At 56.7% G+C, this 17,596-nt stretch carries 17 protein-coding genes; 3 read left to right on the forward strand and 14 right to left on the reverse strand.

Translation table 11 applies throughout. The features are described from left to right. Nucleotides 1–84: 84 nt before the first annotated feature. The 13 genes from EJA71_RS07075 to mnmG form a co-directional block, all read right to left on the reverse strand. Nucleotides 85–510, reverse strand: a complete 426-nt coding sequence (locus EJA71_RS07075; RefSeq protein WP_007954164.1) for a F0F1 ATP synthase subunit epsilon — start codon at nucleotides 508–510, stop codon at nucleotides 85–87. A gap of 45 nt (nucleotides 511–555) precedes the next feature. Next, nucleotides 556–1,935: a F0F1 ATP synthase subunit beta gene (gene atpD / locus EJA71_RS07080; RefSeq protein WP_007911961.1), complete on the reverse strand. Its 1,380-nt coding sequence runs from the start codon at nucleotides 1,933–1,935 to the stop codon at nucleotides 556–558. Between the two features lie 27 nt (nucleotides 1,936–1,962). Next, on the reverse strand, nucleotides 1,963–2,823 hold the full coding sequence (gene atpG / locus EJA71_RS07085) for a F0F1 ATP synthase subunit gamma (protein WP_122593026.1): 861 nt from the start codon (nucleotides 2,821–2,823) through the stop codon (nucleotides 1,963–1,965). Between the two features lie 50 nt (nucleotides 2,824–2,873). After that, nucleotides 2,874–4,418: a F0F1 ATP synthase subunit alpha gene (gene atpA / locus EJA71_RS07090; protein ID WP_016984064.1), complete on the reverse strand. Its 1,545-nt coding sequence runs from the start codon at nucleotides 4,416–4,418 to the stop codon at nucleotides 2,874–2,876. Nucleotides 4,419–4,439: 21 nt separating this feature from the next. Then, nucleotides 4,440–4,976: a F0F1 ATP synthase subunit delta gene (locus tag EJA71_RS07095; RefSeq protein WP_007911956.1), complete on the reverse strand. Its 537-nt coding sequence runs from the start codon at nucleotides 4,974–4,976 to the stop codon at nucleotides 4,440–4,442. 12 nt (nucleotides 4,977–4,988) lie between these two features. After that, nucleotides 4,989–5,459: a F0F1 ATP synthase subunit B gene (locus tag EJA71_RS07100; RefSeq protein WP_003229781.1), complete on the reverse strand. Its 471-nt coding sequence runs from the start codon at nucleotides 5,457–5,459 to the stop codon at nucleotides 4,989–4,991. Between the two features lie 58 nt (nucleotides 5,460–5,517). Next, nucleotides 5,518–5,775 (reverse strand): F0F1 ATP synthase subunit C, encoded by a 258-nt coding sequence (gene atpE, locus EJA71_RS07105; protein WP_003097235.1) that lies wholly within the window; start codon nucleotides 5,773–5,775, stop codon nucleotides 5,518–5,520. A 133-nt stretch (nucleotides 5,776–5,908) separates the two neighbouring features. Continuing rightward, the gene (gene atpB / locus EJA71_RS07110; protein ID WP_008084413.1) at nucleotides 5,909–6,778 is read right to left on the reverse strand and encodes a F0F1 ATP synthase subunit A; all 870 of its coding nucleotides are present in this window, start codon (nucleotides 6,776–6,778) and stop codon (nucleotides 5,909–5,911) included. 16 nt (nucleotides 6,779–6,794) lie between these two features. After that, nucleotides 6,795–7,202 carry a F0F1 ATP synthase subunit I gene (locus tag EJA71_RS07115; RefSeq protein WP_008084411.1) on the reverse strand — a complete coding sequence of 136 codons (408 nt, stop codon included), beginning with the start codon at nucleotides 7,200–7,202 and terminating at the stop codon, nucleotides 6,795–6,797. Nucleotides 7,203–7,350: 148 nt separating this feature from the next. Further along, entirely contained in the window at nucleotides 7,351–8,223 is an 873-nt protein-coding gene (locus EJA71_RS07120) for a ParB/RepB/Spo0J family partition protein (RefSeq protein ID WP_034152184.1), read from the reverse strand. Between the two features lie 9 nt (nucleotides 8,224–8,232). Beyond that, entirely contained in the window at nucleotides 8,233–9,030 is a 798-nt protein-coding gene (locus tag EJA71_RS07125) for a ParA family protein (protein ID WP_007911909.1), read from the reverse strand. An 18-nt stretch (nucleotides 9,031–9,048) separates the two neighbouring features. Beyond that, complete coding sequence (gene rsmG / locus EJA71_RS07130; protein WP_158830523.1) at nucleotides 9,049–9,693, reverse strand: 16S rRNA (guanine(527)-N(7))-methyltransferase RsmG; 645 nt, start codon at nucleotides 9,691–9,693, stop codon at nucleotides 9,049–9,051. Then, the gene (gene mnmG, locus EJA71_RS07135) at nucleotides 9,690–11,588 is read right to left on the reverse strand and encodes a tRNA uridine-5-carboxymethylaminomethyl(34) synthesis enzyme MnmG (protein WP_025112250.1); all 1,899 of its coding nucleotides are present in this window, start codon (nucleotides 11,586–11,588) and stop codon (nucleotides 9,690–9,692) included. The genes rsmG and mnmG overlap by 4 nt, the downstream gene beginning before the upstream one ends. A 572-nt stretch (nucleotides 11,589–12,160) precedes the next feature. Between mnmG and EJA71_RS07140 the strand changes: the two genes are divergently transcribed. From EJA71_RS07140 to EJA71_RS07150, 3 genes are all read left to right on the forward strand, one after another. Then, on the forward strand, nucleotides 12,161–12,667 hold the full coding sequence (locus tag EJA71_RS07140) for a sigma-70 family RNA polymerase sigma factor (RefSeq protein ID WP_158955485.1): 507 nt from the start codon (nucleotides 12,161–12,163) through the stop codon (nucleotides 12,665–12,667). Further along, nucleotides 12,667–13,614 carry a FecR domain-containing protein gene (locus EJA71_RS07145; protein ID WP_158955487.1) on the forward strand — a complete coding sequence of 316 codons (948 nt, stop codon included), beginning with the start codon at nucleotides 12,667–12,669 and terminating at the stop codon, nucleotides 13,612–13,614. Before EJA71_RS07140 ends, EJA71_RS07145 begins: the two co-directional genes overlap by 1 nt. Before the next feature lie 119 nt (nucleotides 13,615–13,733). Then, nucleotides 13,734–16,169: a TonB-dependent siderophore receptor gene (locus EJA71_RS07150; protein WP_158955489.1), complete on the forward strand. Its 2,436-nt coding sequence runs from the start codon at nucleotides 13,734–13,736 to the stop codon at nucleotides 16,167–16,169. Nucleotides 16,170–16,210: 41 nt separating this feature from the next. Here EJA71_RS07150 and mnmE read toward each other — a convergent pair whose 3' ends face one another. Then, on the reverse strand, nucleotides 16,211–17,581 hold the full coding sequence (gene mnmE / locus EJA71_RS07155) for a tRNA uridine-5-carboxymethylaminomethyl(34) synthesis GTPase MnmE (RefSeq protein WP_158955491.1): 1,371 nt from the start codon (nucleotides 17,579–17,581) through the stop codon (nucleotides 16,211–16,213). Between the last annotated feature and the right edge of the window lie 15 nt (nucleotides 17,582–17,596).

Here is a 17,596-nt window from a genome sequence, read left to right on the forward strand (position 1 = left end):
GCGACCGGGGTTTGAATTCGGAAAAGAAAAAAGGGTAGCCGAGGCTACCCTTTTTTATCAATCGCACAACAAGTGGCTGACGGATTAACCGCCAAACTTCTTGCGGATCTGCTGGACGGTGCGCAGCTGAGCTGCAGCCTCGGCCAGACGTGCGGACGCAGCTCCGTAGTCGAAATCTGCGCTCTTCTCGTGCAGAGCAGCTTCGGCAGCCTTGAGAGCTGCTTGGGCTTGAGCTTCATCCAGGTCGGCGGCGCGTTGCACGGTATCGGCAAGCACCTTGACCATGTTCGGCTGAACCTCGAGGAAACCACCGGAGATGTAGAACACCTCGGCTTCCCCGCCTTGCTTGATCAGGCGGATCGGACCTGGCTTCAGATTAGTGATCAGCGGCGCGTGACCCAGAGCGATACCAAGATCACCCAGTGCACCGTGCGCAATCACCATCTCGACCAGGCCGGAAAAGATTTCCCCTTCCGCGCTGACGATATCGCAATGGACTGTCATAGCCATCTGATTGCCTCAAACTAAATTAGCGCCCGTTGCCGGGCGCCGGGATTACAGTTTCTTGGCTTTCTCGATCGCTTCTTCGATGCCGCCAACCATGTAGAACGCTTGTTCTGGCAGGTGGTCGTAGTCACCGTTGAGGATGCCTTTGAAGCCAGCAATGGTGTCTTTCAGGGAAACGTATTTACCCGAAGCACCGGTGAAGACTTCAGCCACGAAGAACGGCTGCGACAAGAAGCGCTGGATCTTACGAGCACGGTTTACCAACTGCTTGTCGGCTTCCGACAGCTCGTCCATACCCAGGATCGCGATGATGTCCTTCAGCTCCTTGTAACGTTGCAGAACGTACTGAACGCCGCGAGCGGTGTCGTAGTGGTCCTGGCCGATTACGTTCGGGTCCAGCTGGCGCGAAGTCGAATCCAGTGGATCTACTGCTGGGTAGATACCCAGGGAAGCGATGTCACGGGACAGAACGACGGTGGCGTCCAAGTGGGCGAAGGTCGTCGCTGGCGACGGGTCGGTCAAGTCGTCCGCAGGTACGTATACCGCTTGGATCGAAGTGATCGAACCTTCCTTGGTCGAAGTGATACGTTCTTGCAGAACGCCCATCTCTTCAGCCAGGGTCGGCTGGTAACCTACTGCCGAAGGCATACGGCCCAGCAGTGCGGATACTTCAGTACCGGCCAGGGTGTAACGATAGATGTTGTCGACGAACAGCAGAACGTCGTTACCTTCGTCACGGAACTTCTCGGCCATGGTCAGGCCGGTCAGTGCTACGCGCAGACGGTTACCCGGCGGCTCGTTCATCTGACCGTAAACCAGTGCCACTTTGTCCAGAACGTTGGAGTCCTTCATCTCGTGGTAGAAGTCGTTACCCTCACGAGTACGCTCACCCACACCGGCGAACACGGAATAACCGCTGTGCTCGATGGCGATGTTACGGATCAGTTCCATCATGTTTACGGTTTTGCCTACACCGGCACCACCGAACAGACCGACTTTACCGCCTTTGGCGAACGGGCAAACCAGGTCGATAACCTTGATGCCGGTTTCCAGCAGATCGTTGCCGCCTGCTTGCTCGGCGAACGAAGGTGCTGGACGGTGAATGCCCCAGCGCTCTTCGGTGTCGATCGGGCCAGCTTCGTCGATCGGGTTACCGAGGACGTCCATGATCCGGCCCAGGGTCGCTTTACCGACCGGTACGGAGATGGCTGCGCCAGAGTCGGTAACTTCCAGACCGCGCTTCAAGCCCTCGGTGGAACCCATCGCAATGGTGCGAACCACGCCGTCGCCCAGCTGTTGCTGAACTTCCAGAGTGGTTTCAGCCGCGCTCACTACTTTCAGCGCGTTGTAGATGCTCGGTACGCTGTCGCGTGGAAATTCCACGTCGATAACGGCGCCGATGATTTGAACGATACGTCCGCTACTCATAGCTGGATCCTCTGAATATTTGAACCGTTAAACCGCGGCAGCGCCGCCGACGATTTCCGAGATCTCTTGGGTGATCGCAGCCTGACGCGCCTTGTTGTAGATCAGCTGCAAATCGCTGATCAAATCACCGGCGTTGTCGGTAGCGTTCTTCATCGCGATCATCCGCGCAGCTTGTTCAGCCGCGTTGTTCTCGACCACCGCCTGGTAGACCTGCGACTCAACGTAGCGGACCATCAAGCCGTCAAGCAGCTCTTTGGCATCCGGTTCGTAGAGATAGTCCCAGTGGTGCTTGAGATCCTGATCCGGGGTGGCCACCAGTGGAATCAACTGCTCCACGGTAGGCTGTTGCGTCATGGTGTTGATGAACTTGTTGGACACCACGGACAGGCGGTCAATACGGCCGTCCAGGTAGGCATCCAGCATCACCTTGACGCTGCCGATCAGATCATTGATCGACGGCTCTTCACCCAGGTGGCTGATAGCTGCAACGACGTTACCGCCGAAGTTACGGAAAAAGGCCGCACCCTTGCTACCAACGACACACAGATCAATCTCGACGCCGTTTTCGCGGTTTACCGCCATGTCCTTGACCAGGGCCTTGAACAGGTTGGTATTCAAGCCGCCGCACAGACCACGGTCACTGCTCACCACGACATAACCCACACGCTTGATAGCGCGCTCGATCATGAACGGGTGGCGGTATTCCGGGTTGGCGTTGGCCAGATGCCCAATAACCTGGCGGATACGCTCCGCATAAGGACGGCTAGCAGCCATGCGCATTTGTGCCTTGCGCATTTTGCTGACCGCCACTTTTTCCATGGCGCTGGTAATCTTTTGCGTGCTTTTGATGCTCGCAATCTTACTGCGAATCTCTTTTGCGCCTGCCATGTAACACCTATCAGGTTAGCAAGCGGGAGCCTCGCGGCTCCCGCTGCGGCTTACCAGGTTTGGGTGGCCTTGAACTTCTCGATACCGGCTTTCATGCCAGCGTCGATTTCGTCATTGAAGTCACCTTTAACGTTGATCTTGGCCATCAAATCGGCGTGATCGCGGTTGAAGAAAGCAATCAGCGCTTGTTCGAAGCTGCCGATCTTGGCGATTTCAATGTCAGTCAGGAACCCACGCTCAGCGGCATACAGCGACAGCGCCATGTCAGCGATCGACATTGGTGCGTATTGCTTCTGCTTCATCAGCTCGGTAACGCGCTGACCATGCTCAAGTTGCTTACGGGTCGCTTCGTCCAGGTCAGAAGCGAACTGGGCGAATGCCGCCAGTTCACGGTACTGAGCCAGAGCGGTACGGATACCACCGGACAGCTTCTTGATGATCTTGGTCTGAGCGGCACCACCCACACGGGATACCGAAACACCGGCGTTCACTGCAGGGCGGATGCCCGAGTTGAACATGGCCGATTCCAGGAAGATCTGACCGTCGGTGATGGAAATCACGTTGGTCGGAACGAACGCGGAAACGTCGCCAGCCTGGGTTTCGATGATCGGCAGTGCGGTCAGGGAACCGGTTTTGCCGGTCACTGCGCCGTTGGTGAACTTCTCTACGTATTCTTCCGAAACGCGGGATGCGCGCTCCAGCAGACGGGAGTGGAGATAGAACACGTCGCCTGGGTAAGCTTCACGGCCTGGTGGACGGCGCAGCAGCAGGGAAATCTGGCGGTAAGCCACTGCTTGCTTGGACAGATCGTCATAAACGATCAGCGCGTCTTCACCGCGGTCGCGGAAGAATTCACCCATGGTGCAACCGGAGTACGGTGCCAGGAATTGCAGCGCAGGAGATTCCGAAGCACTGGCAGCCACGATGATCGTGTTGGCCAGGGCGCCGTTTTCTTCCAGCTTGCGAACCACGTTAGCGATGGTCGATTGTTTCTGACCGATGGCTACGTAGACGCAGAAAATGCCGCTGTCTTTCTGGTTGATGATCGCGTCGATCGCCAGAGCGGTTTTACCGATCTGACGGTCACCGATGATCAGCTCACGCTGGCCACGGCCGACAGGAATCATGGCATCGACCGCCTTGTAGCCAGTCTGTACAGGCTGGTCTACCGACTTACGCCAGATCACGCCCGGAGCAACTTTCTCGACCGCGTCGGTCTCGGTGTTGCCCAGTGGACCTTTGCCGTCAACAGGGTTACCCAGTGCGTCGACTACGCGACCCAGCAGTTCCTTACCAACCGGAACTTCGAGGATGCGGCCGGTGCACTTGGCGCTCATGCCTTCAGCCAGAGACTGGTAAGCGCCCAATACAACGGCACCTACGGAGTCTTGCTCCAGGTTGAGGGCCATACCGTAGACGCCGCCCGGAAACTCGATCATCTCGCCGTACATTACGTCGGCCAGACCGTGAATCCGCACGATGCCGTCAGATACGCTGACGACAGTGCCTTCGTTACGGGCTTGGGAGGTCACATCGAGCTTGTCGATGCGGCCCTTGATAATTTCACTTATTTCGGAAGGATTGAGTTGCTGCATTGCTCTGCTGCCCCTTCAAACTCAAGATTTCAATGCTTCGGCAAGTTTCGCGATTTTTCCGCGAATCGAGCCATCGATAACCAGGTCGCCGGCGCGGATAACGACACCACCTATAAGGGCAGCATCCTCCGCAACTTGCAGGCGCACTTCCCGGTTGAGTCGTGCACTGAGAACCTTGGCGAGTTTGTCTTGCTGTTCTTGGTTCAATGCAAAAGCACTGGTCACTTCAACGTCTACCGACTTCTCTTGTTCGGCCTTGTACAGGTCGAAAAGAGCGGCAATCTCCGGCAGAAGCGGGAGACGGTCGTTTTCGGCAACGACATTGATGAAGTTCTGTGCCTTGGCATCAAACTTGTCGCCGCACACGTCAATAAACGTGGCGGCCTTTTCTGCGCTCGTCAGTCGCGGGGCCTTGAGCACGCGCTGCATGGTGTCATCTTGTGACACCGCTGCAGCCAGGCCGAGCATGGCTGACCAATTGGCCAGTTGCTGGTGGGCCTGAGCGTGCTCGAAGGCCGCCTTAGCGTAAGGTCGGGCCAACGTGGTCAGTTCTGCCATGATCGCCCTCGCTTAGATTTCAGCAGCCAGTTGGTTAACCAGCTCTGCGTGCGCGTTTTGATCGATTGTGGCACCCAGGATCTTCTCGGCGCCGCCGACAGCCAGCAAACCCACTTGGGCGCGCAGCTTGTCTTTGACACTGTTCAGTTCCTGTTCGATCTCGGCTTGAGCCTGAACCTTCACACGGTCAGCGTCGACACGGGCCTTTTCAACGGCCTCTTCGACAATCTGGTTACCGCGTTTCTTGGCTTGCTCGATGATTTCAGCTGCCTGAGCTTTCGCTTCGCGCAGTTGCTGACCCGCTTTTTCTTGGGCCAACTCCAGGTCGCGAGCTGCACGGCTGGCAGCGTCCAGACCATCAGCGATCTTCTTTTGACGTTCGTGCAGAGCAGCGATGACCGGAGGCCATACATACTTCATGCAGAACAGTACAAAAATCAGGAACGCAACGGACTGGCCAATCAGGGTCGCATTAATGTTCACGCCAACACCTCGCAGTTACGTTGTCCATCACATCAAATTACTCGGAAAGTCCGAGTAATTAGCCAGCGATCTGACCAACGAACGGGTTCGCAAAGGTGAAGAACAGAGCGATACCAACACCGATCATGGTTACGGCGTCGAGCAGACCGGCAACGATGAACATTTTAACTTGCAGCATTGGAACCATTTCTGGCTGACGCGCTGCGCCTTCCAGGAACTTGCCGCCCAGCAGGCCGAAACCAATTGCGGTACCCAGTGCGCCCAGGCCGATCAACAGTGCAACAGCGATAGCGGTTAGACCAACTACAGTTTCCATCTTTCCTCCCGACTTTTACGTCGTATGGTTTAGGTTTTTTAGATTAAAGCGGTAAAACAAATCGTTTCAGGTGCCCTGTGAAGAGCCCCTTCCCGTTTGACCGGGAAGGACATCAGACTAGTCGAGACTGGTCTTAATGGTTTTCTTCGTGCGCCATCGACAGGTAGACGATGGTCAGCATCATGAAGATGAACGCCTGCAGGGTGATGATCAGGATGTGGAACACAGCCCAAGCCCACTGCAGAACAACGCCCAGGCCGCTCAGCCAGAGCAGGCCGCTGCCGAACATCACAGCGATCAGAATGAACACCAGCTCGCCGGCATACATGTTGCCGAACAGACGCAGAGCCAGAGAGATCGGTTTAGCGATCAGGGTCACGAATTCCAGCAGGAAGTTCACCGGAATCAGCAGGGCCTGAACAAAGATGTTCTTGCTGCCGAACGGGTGCAGGGTCAGTTCGCCGATGAAGCCGCCGATGCCCTTGACCTTGATGCTGTAGAAAATGATCAGTGCGAAAACCGACAACGCCATGCCCAGGGTCGCGTTCGGGTCGGTAGTCGACACGGCACGGAACGGGATGTGGTGGTCGCCGGTGATCAGGATGGCCAGCTGAGGAATCCAGTCGACCGGAATCAGGTCGACGGCGTTCATCAGAAACACCCAGACGAAGATGGTCAGTGCCAGCGGTGCGATCACCGGGCTACGGCCATGGAAGCTGTCTTTCACGCTGCCATCGACGAATTCGACCAATACTTCAACGAAGTTCTGCAAAGCACCCGGCTGACCCGAAGTCGCTTTCTTTGCCGCCATGCGGAAAAGAAAAACGAAGATCAGACCCAACGCGACCGACCAGCCGAGAGTATCGACGTGGAAAGCCCAGAAGCCCATTTCTTTGGCTTCTGCTGCGGTATGGGCAAAGCCCCAGCCGCCGTTAGGTAGCTGACCGAAGGTCAGGTTCTGCAAGTGGTGCTGGATATAGCCCGAAGCGGTTGTTTCTGCCATGGTTGCCTCAAACGCCCTAAGGTCTCGAAAGTCTTGTTCTCATCAGCAGGGGAGCGAACCAGCTGACCGACTGAGTCAGCACGAACACGCCGAATACAGCTATCGGCGCCAGTGGCTTCACACCTGCAAACACCAGCGCAAAAAGCACTGCTGTCAAAATCAGTTTGCCTGCCTCGCCGGCATAAAATGACCGGACGATGGACTGGGCTGCTCGGGCGCCGGAAAACCGAAATGCCTTGTGAGCGAAATAAACATTGGGCAGCAAGGCTATCAGGCCTCCGCAAAGTCCCGAGTATCCGGCAACGACTCCGTGCCATTGCCAGAGCGCCAAAGCGGCAATGAGCAAAATGACAAATTGAGCCATCAACACCGGAAAAACCGCCAGGCGATGGAACGGCAGGCGGTTTGGCTTGCGGGTTTCCATCACTATTGCTCTCCAATGGTCGGCTGCCAGAATTCAATAACTTGGCATAATTTGTGCCGACAAAATGCGCGCAGAGTATAGGGGCGGTTCTGCCCCTATTCAACTGTCAGGTAGTGATTTCCGACTGCGCGCTACATGAGGAAATGTTTCAGCGGATGTGTGCGAGCACACCTTGAAGCTCATCGAGGGAGTTGTAACCGATCACCAACTGACCCTTTCCCTTCTTGCCGTGGCGAATCTGCACCGCAGAGCCTAGGCGCTCGGCCAGACGCTGTTCAAGGCGGGCGATATCCGGGTCGGGTTTGGTGGCTTCCACAGGCTCCGGTTTGCCACTCAACCACTGGCGAACCAGTGCCTCAGTTTGGCGCACGGTGAGGCCGCGTGCGACAACATGTCGCGCCCCTTCCACCTGCTGATTGTCCGGCAGCCCGAGCAAAGCACGGGCATGACCCATTTCCAGGTCGCCGTGGGACAGCATGGTCTTTATGACTTCCGGCAGCGCAATCAGACGCAACAGGTTGGCCACTGTGACGCGGGACTTGCCCACAGCCTCGGCGACCTGTTGCTGCGTCAACTGGAATTCCTGCTGCAAACGCTGCAGGGCCACCGCTTCTTCGATCGGGTTGAGGTCTTCGCGCTGGATGTTCTCGATCAGCGCAATGGCGATCGCGGTTTCATCCGGTACATCACGGACCATCGCCGGGATGGTTTCCTGCCCGGCTTGCTGGCTCGCGCGCCAGCGGCGTTCACCGGCGATGATTTCAAAACGACCACCGCCAATCGGACGCACCACGATTGGCTGCATCACGCCTTGAGCCTTGATCGACGCCGCCAGTTCTTCCAGCGCCTGCGGATCCATGTCCCGGCGCGGCTGGTATTTACCGCGCTGCAGCAGGTCCAGCGGCAAGTGTTGCAATTCACGGGTATCAGCTTGCGCGGCTTGTTCTTCCAGCGCGCTGACGGTCGGACCACTCAGGAGTGCATCCAGTCCACGTCCGAGACCTCGTTTCTTGACGGCCATGGGGATTCCTTAAGTTGCCTGAGCGGCGGCGATGCGTGAATTTTTGCGCTGACGGCGAACCATCTCGCCGGCCAGGGCCAGATAAGCCAGGGCGCCGCGCGATTGCTTGTCGTAGGCCAGCGCCGGCATGCCGTAACTCGGCGCTTCGGCCAGGCGGATATTGCGCGGGATCACGGTGTCGTAGAGCTGCTCGCCGAAGTGTTCCTTGAGCTGCGCCGAAACATCGTTCATCAGGCTCAGGCGCGGGTCGTACATGGTCCGCAACAGACCTTCGACTTTCAGGTTCGGGTTCAGCAGTTCAGCGATGCGCTTGATGTTATCCACAAGGTCGCTCAAACCTTCGAGCGCAAAGTACTCGCACTGCATGGGGATAATCACCCCGTCAGCGGCGACCAGTGCGTTCAGCGTGAGCATCGACAGCGACGGCGGGCAGTCGATCAGAATGTAATCGTAGTTTTCGCGGATCGGCGCCAGCGCGCTGCGCAGACGACTTTCCTTCATCTGCATTTCCAGCAGCACCACTTCGGCCGCGGTCAGATCGCGGTTGGCCGGCAGCAGCTGATAACCGCCGTGCTCGGAATAGTGCATGGCCTGGGCCAGATCGCATTCGCCGATCAGCAGGTCGTAGACCGAATTTTCCAGACCGTGTTTATCCACACCGCTACCCATGGTGGCGTTGCCCTGTGGATCGAGATCGATCAACAGCACCCGGCGCTTGGTCGCGACCAGGGATGCTGCGAGGTTGATGCAGGTGGTGGTCTTGCCCACACCACCCTTTTGGTTCGCTATCGCGAATACCTTAGCCATTCTTGCTTGTGTTCCCAATCATGCCGTGCGGCGCAGTATCAGCAGATGGCGTTGGCCTTGGCAACCGGGTACGGCCAGGGCGTGTTCGCTATCGAGTTTGAAGTCTGCCGGCAATGCTACCAGCTCATCGGCCGGATGAACGCCCTTCATTGCCAGCCAGCGTGTATCGGCGTCGCCGAGGTGGCGAGTCCAATTGGTGAAGTTTTCCATGCTGCTGAACGCTCGGGAAATGATCCCGTTGAACGGTTCAGCGGGCTGGAAGGCTTCGACCCGACTGTGGATAACTTGCAGGTTATCCAGCTTTAGTTCGAGTTTGACCTGAGTCAGGAAGCGGGTTTTCTTGCCGTTGCTGTCCAGACAGGTGACTTGCGAATCCGGGTACAGGATCGCCAACGGGATCCCCGGCATGCCGCCGCCGCTGCCGACGTCGAGCCAGCGACCGTTTTCGATGAACGACATCACGCTCAGACTATCGAGCAAATGCCGCGAAACCATTTCGTCCGGATCGCGCACGGCAGTCAGGTTGTAGGCCTGGTTCCATTTGATCAACAGGGCCAGATAACCCAGTAGCAGTTCGTGCTGGGTTTCAGTGAGATTGACACCGAGCTCGCGGGCTCCTGTGGATAACTCTTCGGCGTGTTGCGAAGTGACCTTAGAACTCAAGCGCTTTGCTCCAACTGACGGCCCGCGCCGCGTTTTTTCAAGTGAATCATCAACAGCGAAATCGCTGCCGGGGTCACGCCCGGGATCCGCGAAGCCTGGCCGAGCGTCTCTGGTCGAGTCGCGCCGAGCTTGCTCTGGATCTCCTTGGAGAGACCGGAAATGTTGGTGTAATCGATATCCACAGGCAATTTCGTGTCTTCACTGGCGCGCAGACGGGCGATTTCGTCCTGTTGACGGTCGATGTAACCGGCGTATTTGGTCTTGATTTCAACCTGCTCGGCAACCTGTGGGTCTTCGGCGCCGTTACCGGTCACTTCGACCAGACCAGCGTAGTCGATTTCCGGACGACTCAAGAGGTTGAGCAGGTTGTATTCGTGAGTCAGCGGCGTGCCGAATTTCTCGGCAATCGCATCGCCCTGCTGCGTGTTCGGGCGAACCCAAGTGCTTTTCAGGCGCTGTTCTTCAAGTTCGATGCTTTCGCGCTTCTTGCAGAACGCCGCCCAACGCGCGTCATCGACCAAACCGAGTTCGCGACCTTTTTCGGTCAGACGCAGGTCGGCGTTGTCTTCGCGCAGAATCAGGCGGTACTCGGCGCGTGACGTGAACATGCGGTACGGCTCTTGAGTGCCGAGGGTGATCAGGTCGTCGACCAACACGCCGATGTACGCTTCATCACGACGCGGGCACCAGGCTTCTTTGCCCTTGGCGCGCAGTGCGGCGTTGGCCCCAGCGAGCAAACCTTGAGCGCCGGCTTCTTCGTAACCGGTGGTGCCGTTGATCTGCCCGGCGAAGAACAGACCGCCAATGACCTTGGTTTCGAGGCTGTACTTCAGATCGCGTGGATCGAAGTAGTCGTACTCGATCGCATAACCCGGACGCACGATGTGCGCGTTTTCCATGCCTCGGATCGATTGCACGATCTGCAATTGCACGTCGAACGGCAAGCTTGTGGATATCCCGTTCGGGTAAAGCTCATGGGTGGTCAAACCTTCCGGTTCGATAAACACCTGATGGCTTTCCTTGTCGGCAAAGCGGTGGATCTTGTCTTCGATCGACGGGCAATAGCGCGGGCCGATGCCTTCGATTTCACCGGCAGCGGAATACATCGGCGAACGATCGAGGTTCGCGGCAATGATTTCGTGGGTGCGGGCGTTCGTGTGAGTAATCCAGCAACTGACCTGGCGCGGATGTTGTTCTTTGTTGCCCATGAACGACATCACCGGGATCGGCGTATCGCCGGGTTGCTCGGTCATCACCGAGAAATCCACAGACTTGCCATCGATACGCGGCGGCGTGCCGGTTTTCAGCCGACCGACACGCAATGGCAGTTCACGCAGACGGTGCGCCAGTGCAATCGATGGTGGGTCGCCGGCACGACCGCCGGAAAAATTCTGCAAACCGATGTGGATAAGTCCACCGAGGAACGTACCGGTGGTCAACACCACGGAATCGGCGAAGAAACGCAGACCCATTTGCGTAACCACGCCCCGGACTTGTTCCTGCTCGACGATCAGGTCGTCAGCGGCTTGTTGAAATATCCACAGGTTCGGCTGGTTTTCGAGAATTTCGCGGACAGCGGCTTTGTACAGAATCCGGTCAGCTTGTGCACGGGTCGCCCGTACGGCTGGGCCTTTACGGCTGTTCAACACGCGAAACTGGATGCCGCCCAAATCGGTAGCGATGGCCATCGCGCCGCCGAGGGCATCGATTTCTTTGACCAAGTGGCTTTTGCCAATGCCACCGATCGCCGGGTTGCAACTCATGGCACCGAGGGTTTCCACGTTATGCGTCAGCAACAGGGTTTTTGCCCCCATACGTGCTGAGGCCAGTGCTGCCTCGGTACCGGCATGACCGCCGCCGATGACGATCACTTCAAAACGGGAAGGGAAATCCACCACGCACCTCGTGCCTGCTTAAGTAGGTAATTCAGGAATAGTTTGAGATCAGGTTTCTGGACCTGGTCGACAAGTATAGGGACTTCGCCCTTCCTAAAGAACCCTTTGCACAAAATTTAACCAGCTGTGGAGAACTCGAGGTTAAAAGAATAAAAAAGAGAGAAATTTATAAAACCTTTGTTTTTATGTTTATTCTTACTGAGCATTGTTTCTGTGGATAGATCGATACAGGCCTTTATATTCAATATGTACAGAGATTCAAAACCCTGTGTTCATGTGGCAATGAGCGCCTTGGATAACCAGTTTAAGCCTGTGGATTAAAGGGGGTGTTATCCACAGAGGGGTTTATATCCAGTTTTGACGCCCTGTTATCAACTGCCCTCAGTGGCAGTTATTCACAGGGCTTAATCCACAGAAAACTGATCAAATTGCATTTCGGGGCGTGGAAAAAAGTACCAGCGAGGGATCGCTGACGACGGGGACGCCGATAGAGGGAAGTGAAAGGGCTATTGTGAGAGAACGTAACAGAGGCTAATAATAGCCATTATCATTAACTCGCCAGTTTCTCTCTCATGCCGCTACCCGCCCACACTGCTGCGATCGAGCAAATCTACGAGCAACACCATTCGTGGCTATACGGGTGGCTCAAGGGAAAATTGCATGACGCCTGCGATGCGGCCGATGTGGCGCATGACACGTTTGTGCGAATACTGGCGGCACGCAACGCCGCGCAGATCCGCGAACCGCGTGATTATCTGGCAACCATTGCACGCGGCCTGGTCATTGATCGTTATCGAAGACAGGCCATCGAAGTTGCCTATCTGCAGACTTTGGCCGCTCGACCGGAAGCCACCGCCATCAGCGAGGAAGACAAGGCGCTGATCATCGAAACGCTGGTCGCTGTGGATAAAGCCTTGGCCGGTCTTGGCGCTCGCACTCAGCAGATCTTTATGCTTTCGCAGATTGATGGCCTGACGTATCAACAGATTGCCGTGCAGTTGAAGGTTTCCCTGACCACGGTGAAGAAGCACATGATCCGTGCCCTGACGGAATGTGCCCTGATCATGGCGCAACGTTGATGGCTATCGCTCCTCACCGTCAGGTGTTCGAAGCTGCCGCCAGCTGGTATGTGCAGTTTCAGGCCGATCCGCCGACACTCGCCGAACAGAAGGCTTGGCAGTTGTGGATAGACAGCGATCCGGCGCATCTGGCCGCATGGAATCAGATGGAACAACTGCAGCGCCACCTCGGCACCTTGCCGCAAGATCTGAAACGGCGCGCACTGAATAACGGTCAGCATCGGCGCCAGGTGTTGAAGTTGTTGTTGCTCGCGGCGGGAACAGGTTTTGTAGGCTGGAATGTTCAGCAACACACCTCCCTGGGGAACGTCTGGGCCGACTATAAAACCGGCGTCGGTCAGCGGCGCAGCATTGCCCTGGCTGACGGCAGTCGGATTCAGCTCAACACAGACACCGCGATTGATGTGTCTTTCGATGCGGCGCAGCGGCTGATTCGCCTGCGCATGGGAGAGATCCTCATTCAAACCGGCAAGCTCGGCGATCAGCGGCCATTTTTTGTTGAAACCCGTGACGGCCGGATTCAAGCGTTGGGTACACGTTTCTCCGTTCATCAGTTGGCCGGTTCTACCCGCGTGGGTGTGTTGGAACATCAGGTCAGTGTGCAACCGGGAGATCTATCCACAGGCGCAATCATTCTGAAAGCAGGTGAAGGTGCTGACTTCGATAGTCGGCATATCGGGCTCATTCATCCCTTCAAATCCTCGGAAGTGGCGTGGATCAACGGCCAGTTGATCGTCCTTGATGCCCGCTTGGGCGATGTGCTCGAAGAGTTGGGGCGTTATCGTCGGGGCATCCTGCATTGCGATAGCCGCGCCCGGGATCTGCGCGTCTCCGGCACTTTCCGCCTCGACGCCACTGACGCAGTGCTGGCCAATCTTCAGGCCTCGTTGCCGATCAGCGTCCGATACTTCAGCCGGTACTGGGTATCGATCAGTCATAACGTGTGAGCGAAAAACACCTGGGGAAAAATAAATCGAAGACAGGGTTATCTTTTTTTGCCCTGACCCGGCCCTAAAGGTAATCGCGATAAACGCGGCTCTTTGCCACCTTCAGGGCTTATCCACACATGCGTCTTCCCACGTTTCGTCAGCGTTTTTCCCACCACTGCATTGCCTATAGCTTACTGATGACCAGTGCGGCTTCCTGCCTGGTACTGAGCCAAAGCGCCTTCGCTGCGACAACAGCCCAGCGTTACACCATTGCTGCCGGTCCGCTGGACAATGCGCTGAGCCAGTTCGCCTCCGCCGCGAATGTGATTCTGTCGTTCTCGCCGCAACAGACCGGCCGCTTGCGAAGCACCGGGCTCAACGGCAATTTCACTGTCGATCAGGGATTCGCTCAGCTGCTGCAAGGCTCGGGTCTGCAAGCCGTGCCGCAGGCGCCGGGCAGCTACATTCTGCAGTCGCTGCCCAACAGCGATTCGCTCGAGTTGGCTCCGACCAACATCAACGGGCAGTTGGCTAATCCGATGAACCTCGATTATGCAGCTGACGTAGGGTACAAGGCGCAGAACAGCCGAATCGGTACGAAAACCAGTACACCGTTGTCGGAAACGCCGCGTTCCGTGTCAGTCGTCACCGCCCAGCGCATGAAAGATCAGAAATCTCAGACACTCACCGAGGTACTCGGCTACGTGCCGGGGATCTTCGCGCCACCATTTGCCGCCGGCGACAGCCTGGCCGGAGACCTCTTCTATATTCGCGGTTTCAACGCCACCGATTACGGCTACGGTCTATTGCGCGATGGACTACGCGTACAGGGCAACCGCTATGACACCAGCACCGAGCCGTACGGACTTGAGCGGGTAGAGATTTTCCGCGGCCCGTCTTCGCTGCTTTATGGAGAAAACGCGCCGGGCGGCCTGGTCAATCTGGTGAGCAAACGCCCGACTGCCGCACCGCAAGGTGAAGTGCAATTGGGTTATGGCTCGAACAATCGCCGGCAGATCGGCGTGGATGTGTCTGGACCACTCAATGACAGCGGCAATGTCCTTGGGCGAGTGGTGATGCTTGGACGCAAATCTGACACCCAGACCGATCACGTCCCGGACGACCGGATCTACATCGCACCATCCCTGACCCTGAATTTTGACGATTTCAACACCCTGACCCTGCTGGCCAACTACCAGAAGGATCACACCAACATGGAACTTGGCCTGCCGGCCGCGGGGACTTTGCTGACAAACCCGAACGGCAAATTATCCAAAGGCACCATGCTCGGCGATCCGGACTGGAACACTTTCGAACGGGAAACCTGGAGCACCGGTTACGAGTTCAGCCATGCATTCAACGATGACTGGCAGTTCCGGCAGAACTCGCGCTATATGCAGTCGCGCATTACACGTCACGAAACCTGGCCGGGAAACCTCAATAACGCCGGATTCGGCACGCGCCTGAACATGACCGCGTACGATCGATTCAACAAATCAATGGTGTACTCACTGGATAACCAACTGGAAGGAAAATTCCAGGTCGGTGGTCTGGAGAACACCGTGTTGTTCGGCGCCAGCTACGACCGTACTTCGTTCAACCAGGACTGGAACGCCGGCATCGTCGGGCCGATCGATGTGTATAACCCGGTTTATCTGCGCGATCCGACCACCCCGATCGCTGTGCAAAACACCTTGCTCGAGCAACAGATGAAAGGGGTTTATGCACAGATCCAGAGCAAGTATGACCACTGGCTGTTCTTGCTCGGCGGCCGTCAGGACTGGGTCGACAGCGATTTCCGCGACAAGGTGGCCCAGTCGAGCGACATCAGTTCCGAGGATAAGAAGTTCACTTATCAGGGTGGGGTGATGTACCAGTTCGACAATGGCATGACGCCGTATGTCAGCTATTCCACTTCGTTCGTGCCGGTACAGCAGATTTCCAACGCCGGCGCGCCACTTGACCCCATCACCAGCAGCCAATATGAAGTGGGCCTGAAGTACGAACCGATTGGCTGGGACACCGCATTTACTGCATCGGTGTATGACCTGCGCAAAAAAGACGACACCTACTTCGACGCCACCACGTCGAGCTACCGCCAAGTGGGCGAAAGCCGTTCCAAAGGCTTGGAACTGGAACTCAACAGCAATCTGACCCAGAACCTCAATGTCACGGCGGCCTACACCTACACCGATGCGCGAATCACCAAGGATGCCGCGACGTCATTGGTCAAAGGCCATCAAATGACCGGCGTGCCGCGTAATCAGGCTTCGGTCTGGGCGAAATACCGCTTTCTCGATGGCGACTTGAAAGGTCTGTACGTGGGTGGCGGTGTGCGTTACTTCGACAGTGCGTTCGCTTACACCTCGCCGTCTCTCTACGGCAAGCTTGATGCCGGCGACGTCACGTTGGTGGATGCGGCGATCGGTTATCAGATCGACACGCATTGGAGCGTCGACTTGAACGCGAAGAACCTGTTCGACAAGGAATATGTGTCTGGATGCAACGATGCCGGCCGCTGCTACTGGGGTGAAGACCGCACCCTGCTCGGTACGGTCTCTTACAACTGGTAAACGAAAAAGGGGCTGTGGATAAATTGTCCACAGCCCCTTTTTTATTTTCCGATACAGAAACTGGAAAAGATTCTTCCCAGCAGATCATCAGAGCTGAAGGCTCCAGTGATTTCCCCTAGAGAATGCTGGGCCTGACGCAAATCTTCGGCAAGCAATTCGCCAGCGCCTGCCAATGTCAGTTGGGCGCGACCGTGTTCCAGCGCCGCACTGGCGTGGCGTAGTGCCTCAAGATGACGGCGACGTGCACTGAAGCTGCTTTCCGATGTTTGCTCATACCCCATGCATGCCTTGAGATGGTCACGCAGCAAGTCCAGTCCTTCACCGGCCGATTTGGCGCTCAAACTGATTGTCACATGCCCGTCCTCACTGGTTTCCAGGGCAATCGCTTCGCCGGTCAGATCGGCCTTATTGCGGATCAAAGTGACTTTCGCCGGATCTGGACGGGTTTCGAGGAACTCCGGCCACAGCGCAAAGGGATCAAGCGCTTCCGGAGCGGTTGCGTCGACGACCAGCAACACTCGGTCGGCTTCACCGATGGCTTTCAATGCCCGTTCAACACCGATCTTTTCCACATGATCATCGGTATCTCGCAGCCCCGCCGTATCCACAACGTGGAGCGGCATGCCGTCGATGTGGATATGTTCGCGCAGGATATCCCGCGTAGTGCCGGCAATTTCAGTAACGATGGCCGCTTCACGTCCAGCCAACGCATTCAACAAGCTGGACTTGCCAGCATTCGGACGGCCGGCAATCACTACGGTCATGCCATCGCGCAACAACGCGCCCTGCCCGGCTTCGCGCAGCACTGTGGATAATTCATCGCGGACTTTATCGAGCATGCTCAACACATGGCCATCGGCGAGGAAGTCGATTTCTTCTTCCGGGAAGTCGATGGCGGCTTCGACGTAGATGCGCAGGCTGATTAACTGTTCAGTCAAGTTATGCACACGCTGGGAAAACGCACCTTGCAAAGAACGCAGGGCATTGCGCGCAGCCTGTGCAGAACTCGCCTCGATCAAATCGGCAATAGCCTCAGCCTGAGCCAGGTCGAGTTTGTCGTTAAGGAAGGCTCGTTCACTGAATTCACCCGGACGCGCCAGACGGCAACCCAATTCCAGGCAACGTTTGAGCAACATATCCAGAACAATTGGGCCGCCGTGGCCCTGCAGTTCCAGCACGTCTTCGCCGGTAAACGAGTTCGGCCCCGGGAAATACAGCGCCAGACCTTCGTCCAGCACTTGCTGGTCGTCACTGAAAAATGGACCGTAATGGGCATAACGCGGTTTCAGTTCGCGACCGCTGATGGCTTTTGCCGCAACGCTGGCCAACGGCCCGGAAATACGGACGATGCCCACACCACCACGGCCTTGAGCGGTGGCGACAGCGGCGATGGTTTCACGAGGTACGCTCATTAACCGGAATCCAGA

Source organism: Pseudomonas sp. PB106, assembly GCF_009764645.1.
Taxonomy (GTDB): Bacteria; Pseudomonadota; Gammaproteobacteria; order Pseudomonadales; family Pseudomonadaceae; genus Aquipseudomonas.

Bases quoted from the DNA above. Each gene is read 5' to 3' on its own strand.
- EJA71_RS07115 (WP_008084411.1), bottom strand. From the start codon at position 7,202: ATGGAAACCCGCAAGCCAAACCGCCTGCCGTTCCATCGCCTGGCGGTT.
- EJA71_RS07145 (WP_158955487.1), top strand. From the start codon at position 12,667: ATGGCTATCGCTCCTCACCGTCAGGTGTTCGAAGCTGCCGCCAGCTGG.
- atpE (WP_003097235.1), bottom strand. From the start codon at position 5,775: ATGGAAACTGTAGTTGGTCTAACCGCTATCGCTGTTGCACTGTTGATC.
- EJA71_RS07125 (WP_007911909.1), bottom strand. From the start codon at position 9,030: ATGGCTAAGGTATTCGCGATAGCGAACCAAAAGGGTGGTGTGGGCAAG.
- EJA71_RS07150 (WP_158955489.1), top strand. From the start codon at position 13,734: ATGCGTCTTCCCACGTTTCGTCAGCGTTTTTCCCACCACTGCATTGCC.
- atpD (WP_007911961.1), bottom strand. From the start codon at position 1,935: ATGAGTAGCGGACGTATCGTTCAAATCATCGGCGCCGTTATCGACGTG.
- mnmE (WP_158955491.1), bottom strand. From the start codon at position 17,581: ATGAGCGTACCTCGTGAAACCATCGCCGCTGTCGCCACCGCTCAAGGC.
- EJA71_RS07075 (WP_007954164.1), bottom strand. From the start codon at position 510: ATGGCTATGACAGTCCATTGCGATATCGTCAGCGCGGAAGGGGAAATC.
- EJA71_RS07095 (WP_007911956.1), bottom strand. From the start codon at position 4,976: ATGGCAGAACTGACCACGTTGGCCCGACCTTACGCTAAGGCGGCCTTC.
- EJA71_RS07120 (WP_034152184.1), bottom strand. From the start codon at position 8,223: ATGGCCGTCAAGAAACGAGGTCTCGGACGTGGACTGGATGCACTCCTG.
- atpG (WP_122593026.1), bottom strand. From the start codon at position 2,823: ATGGCAGGCGCAAAAGAGATTCGCAGTAAGATTGCGAGCATCAAAAGC.
- EJA71_RS07140 (WP_158955485.1), top strand. From the start codon at position 12,161: ATGCCGCTACCCGCCCACACTGCTGCGATCGAGCAAATCTACGAGCAA.
- atpA (WP_016984064.1), bottom strand. From the start codon at position 4,418: ATGCAGCAACTCAATCCTTCCGAAATAAGTGAAATTATCAAGGGCCGC.
- atpB (WP_008084413.1), bottom strand. From the start codon at position 6,778: ATGGCAGAAACAACCGCTTCGGGCTATATCCAGCACCACTTGCAGAAC.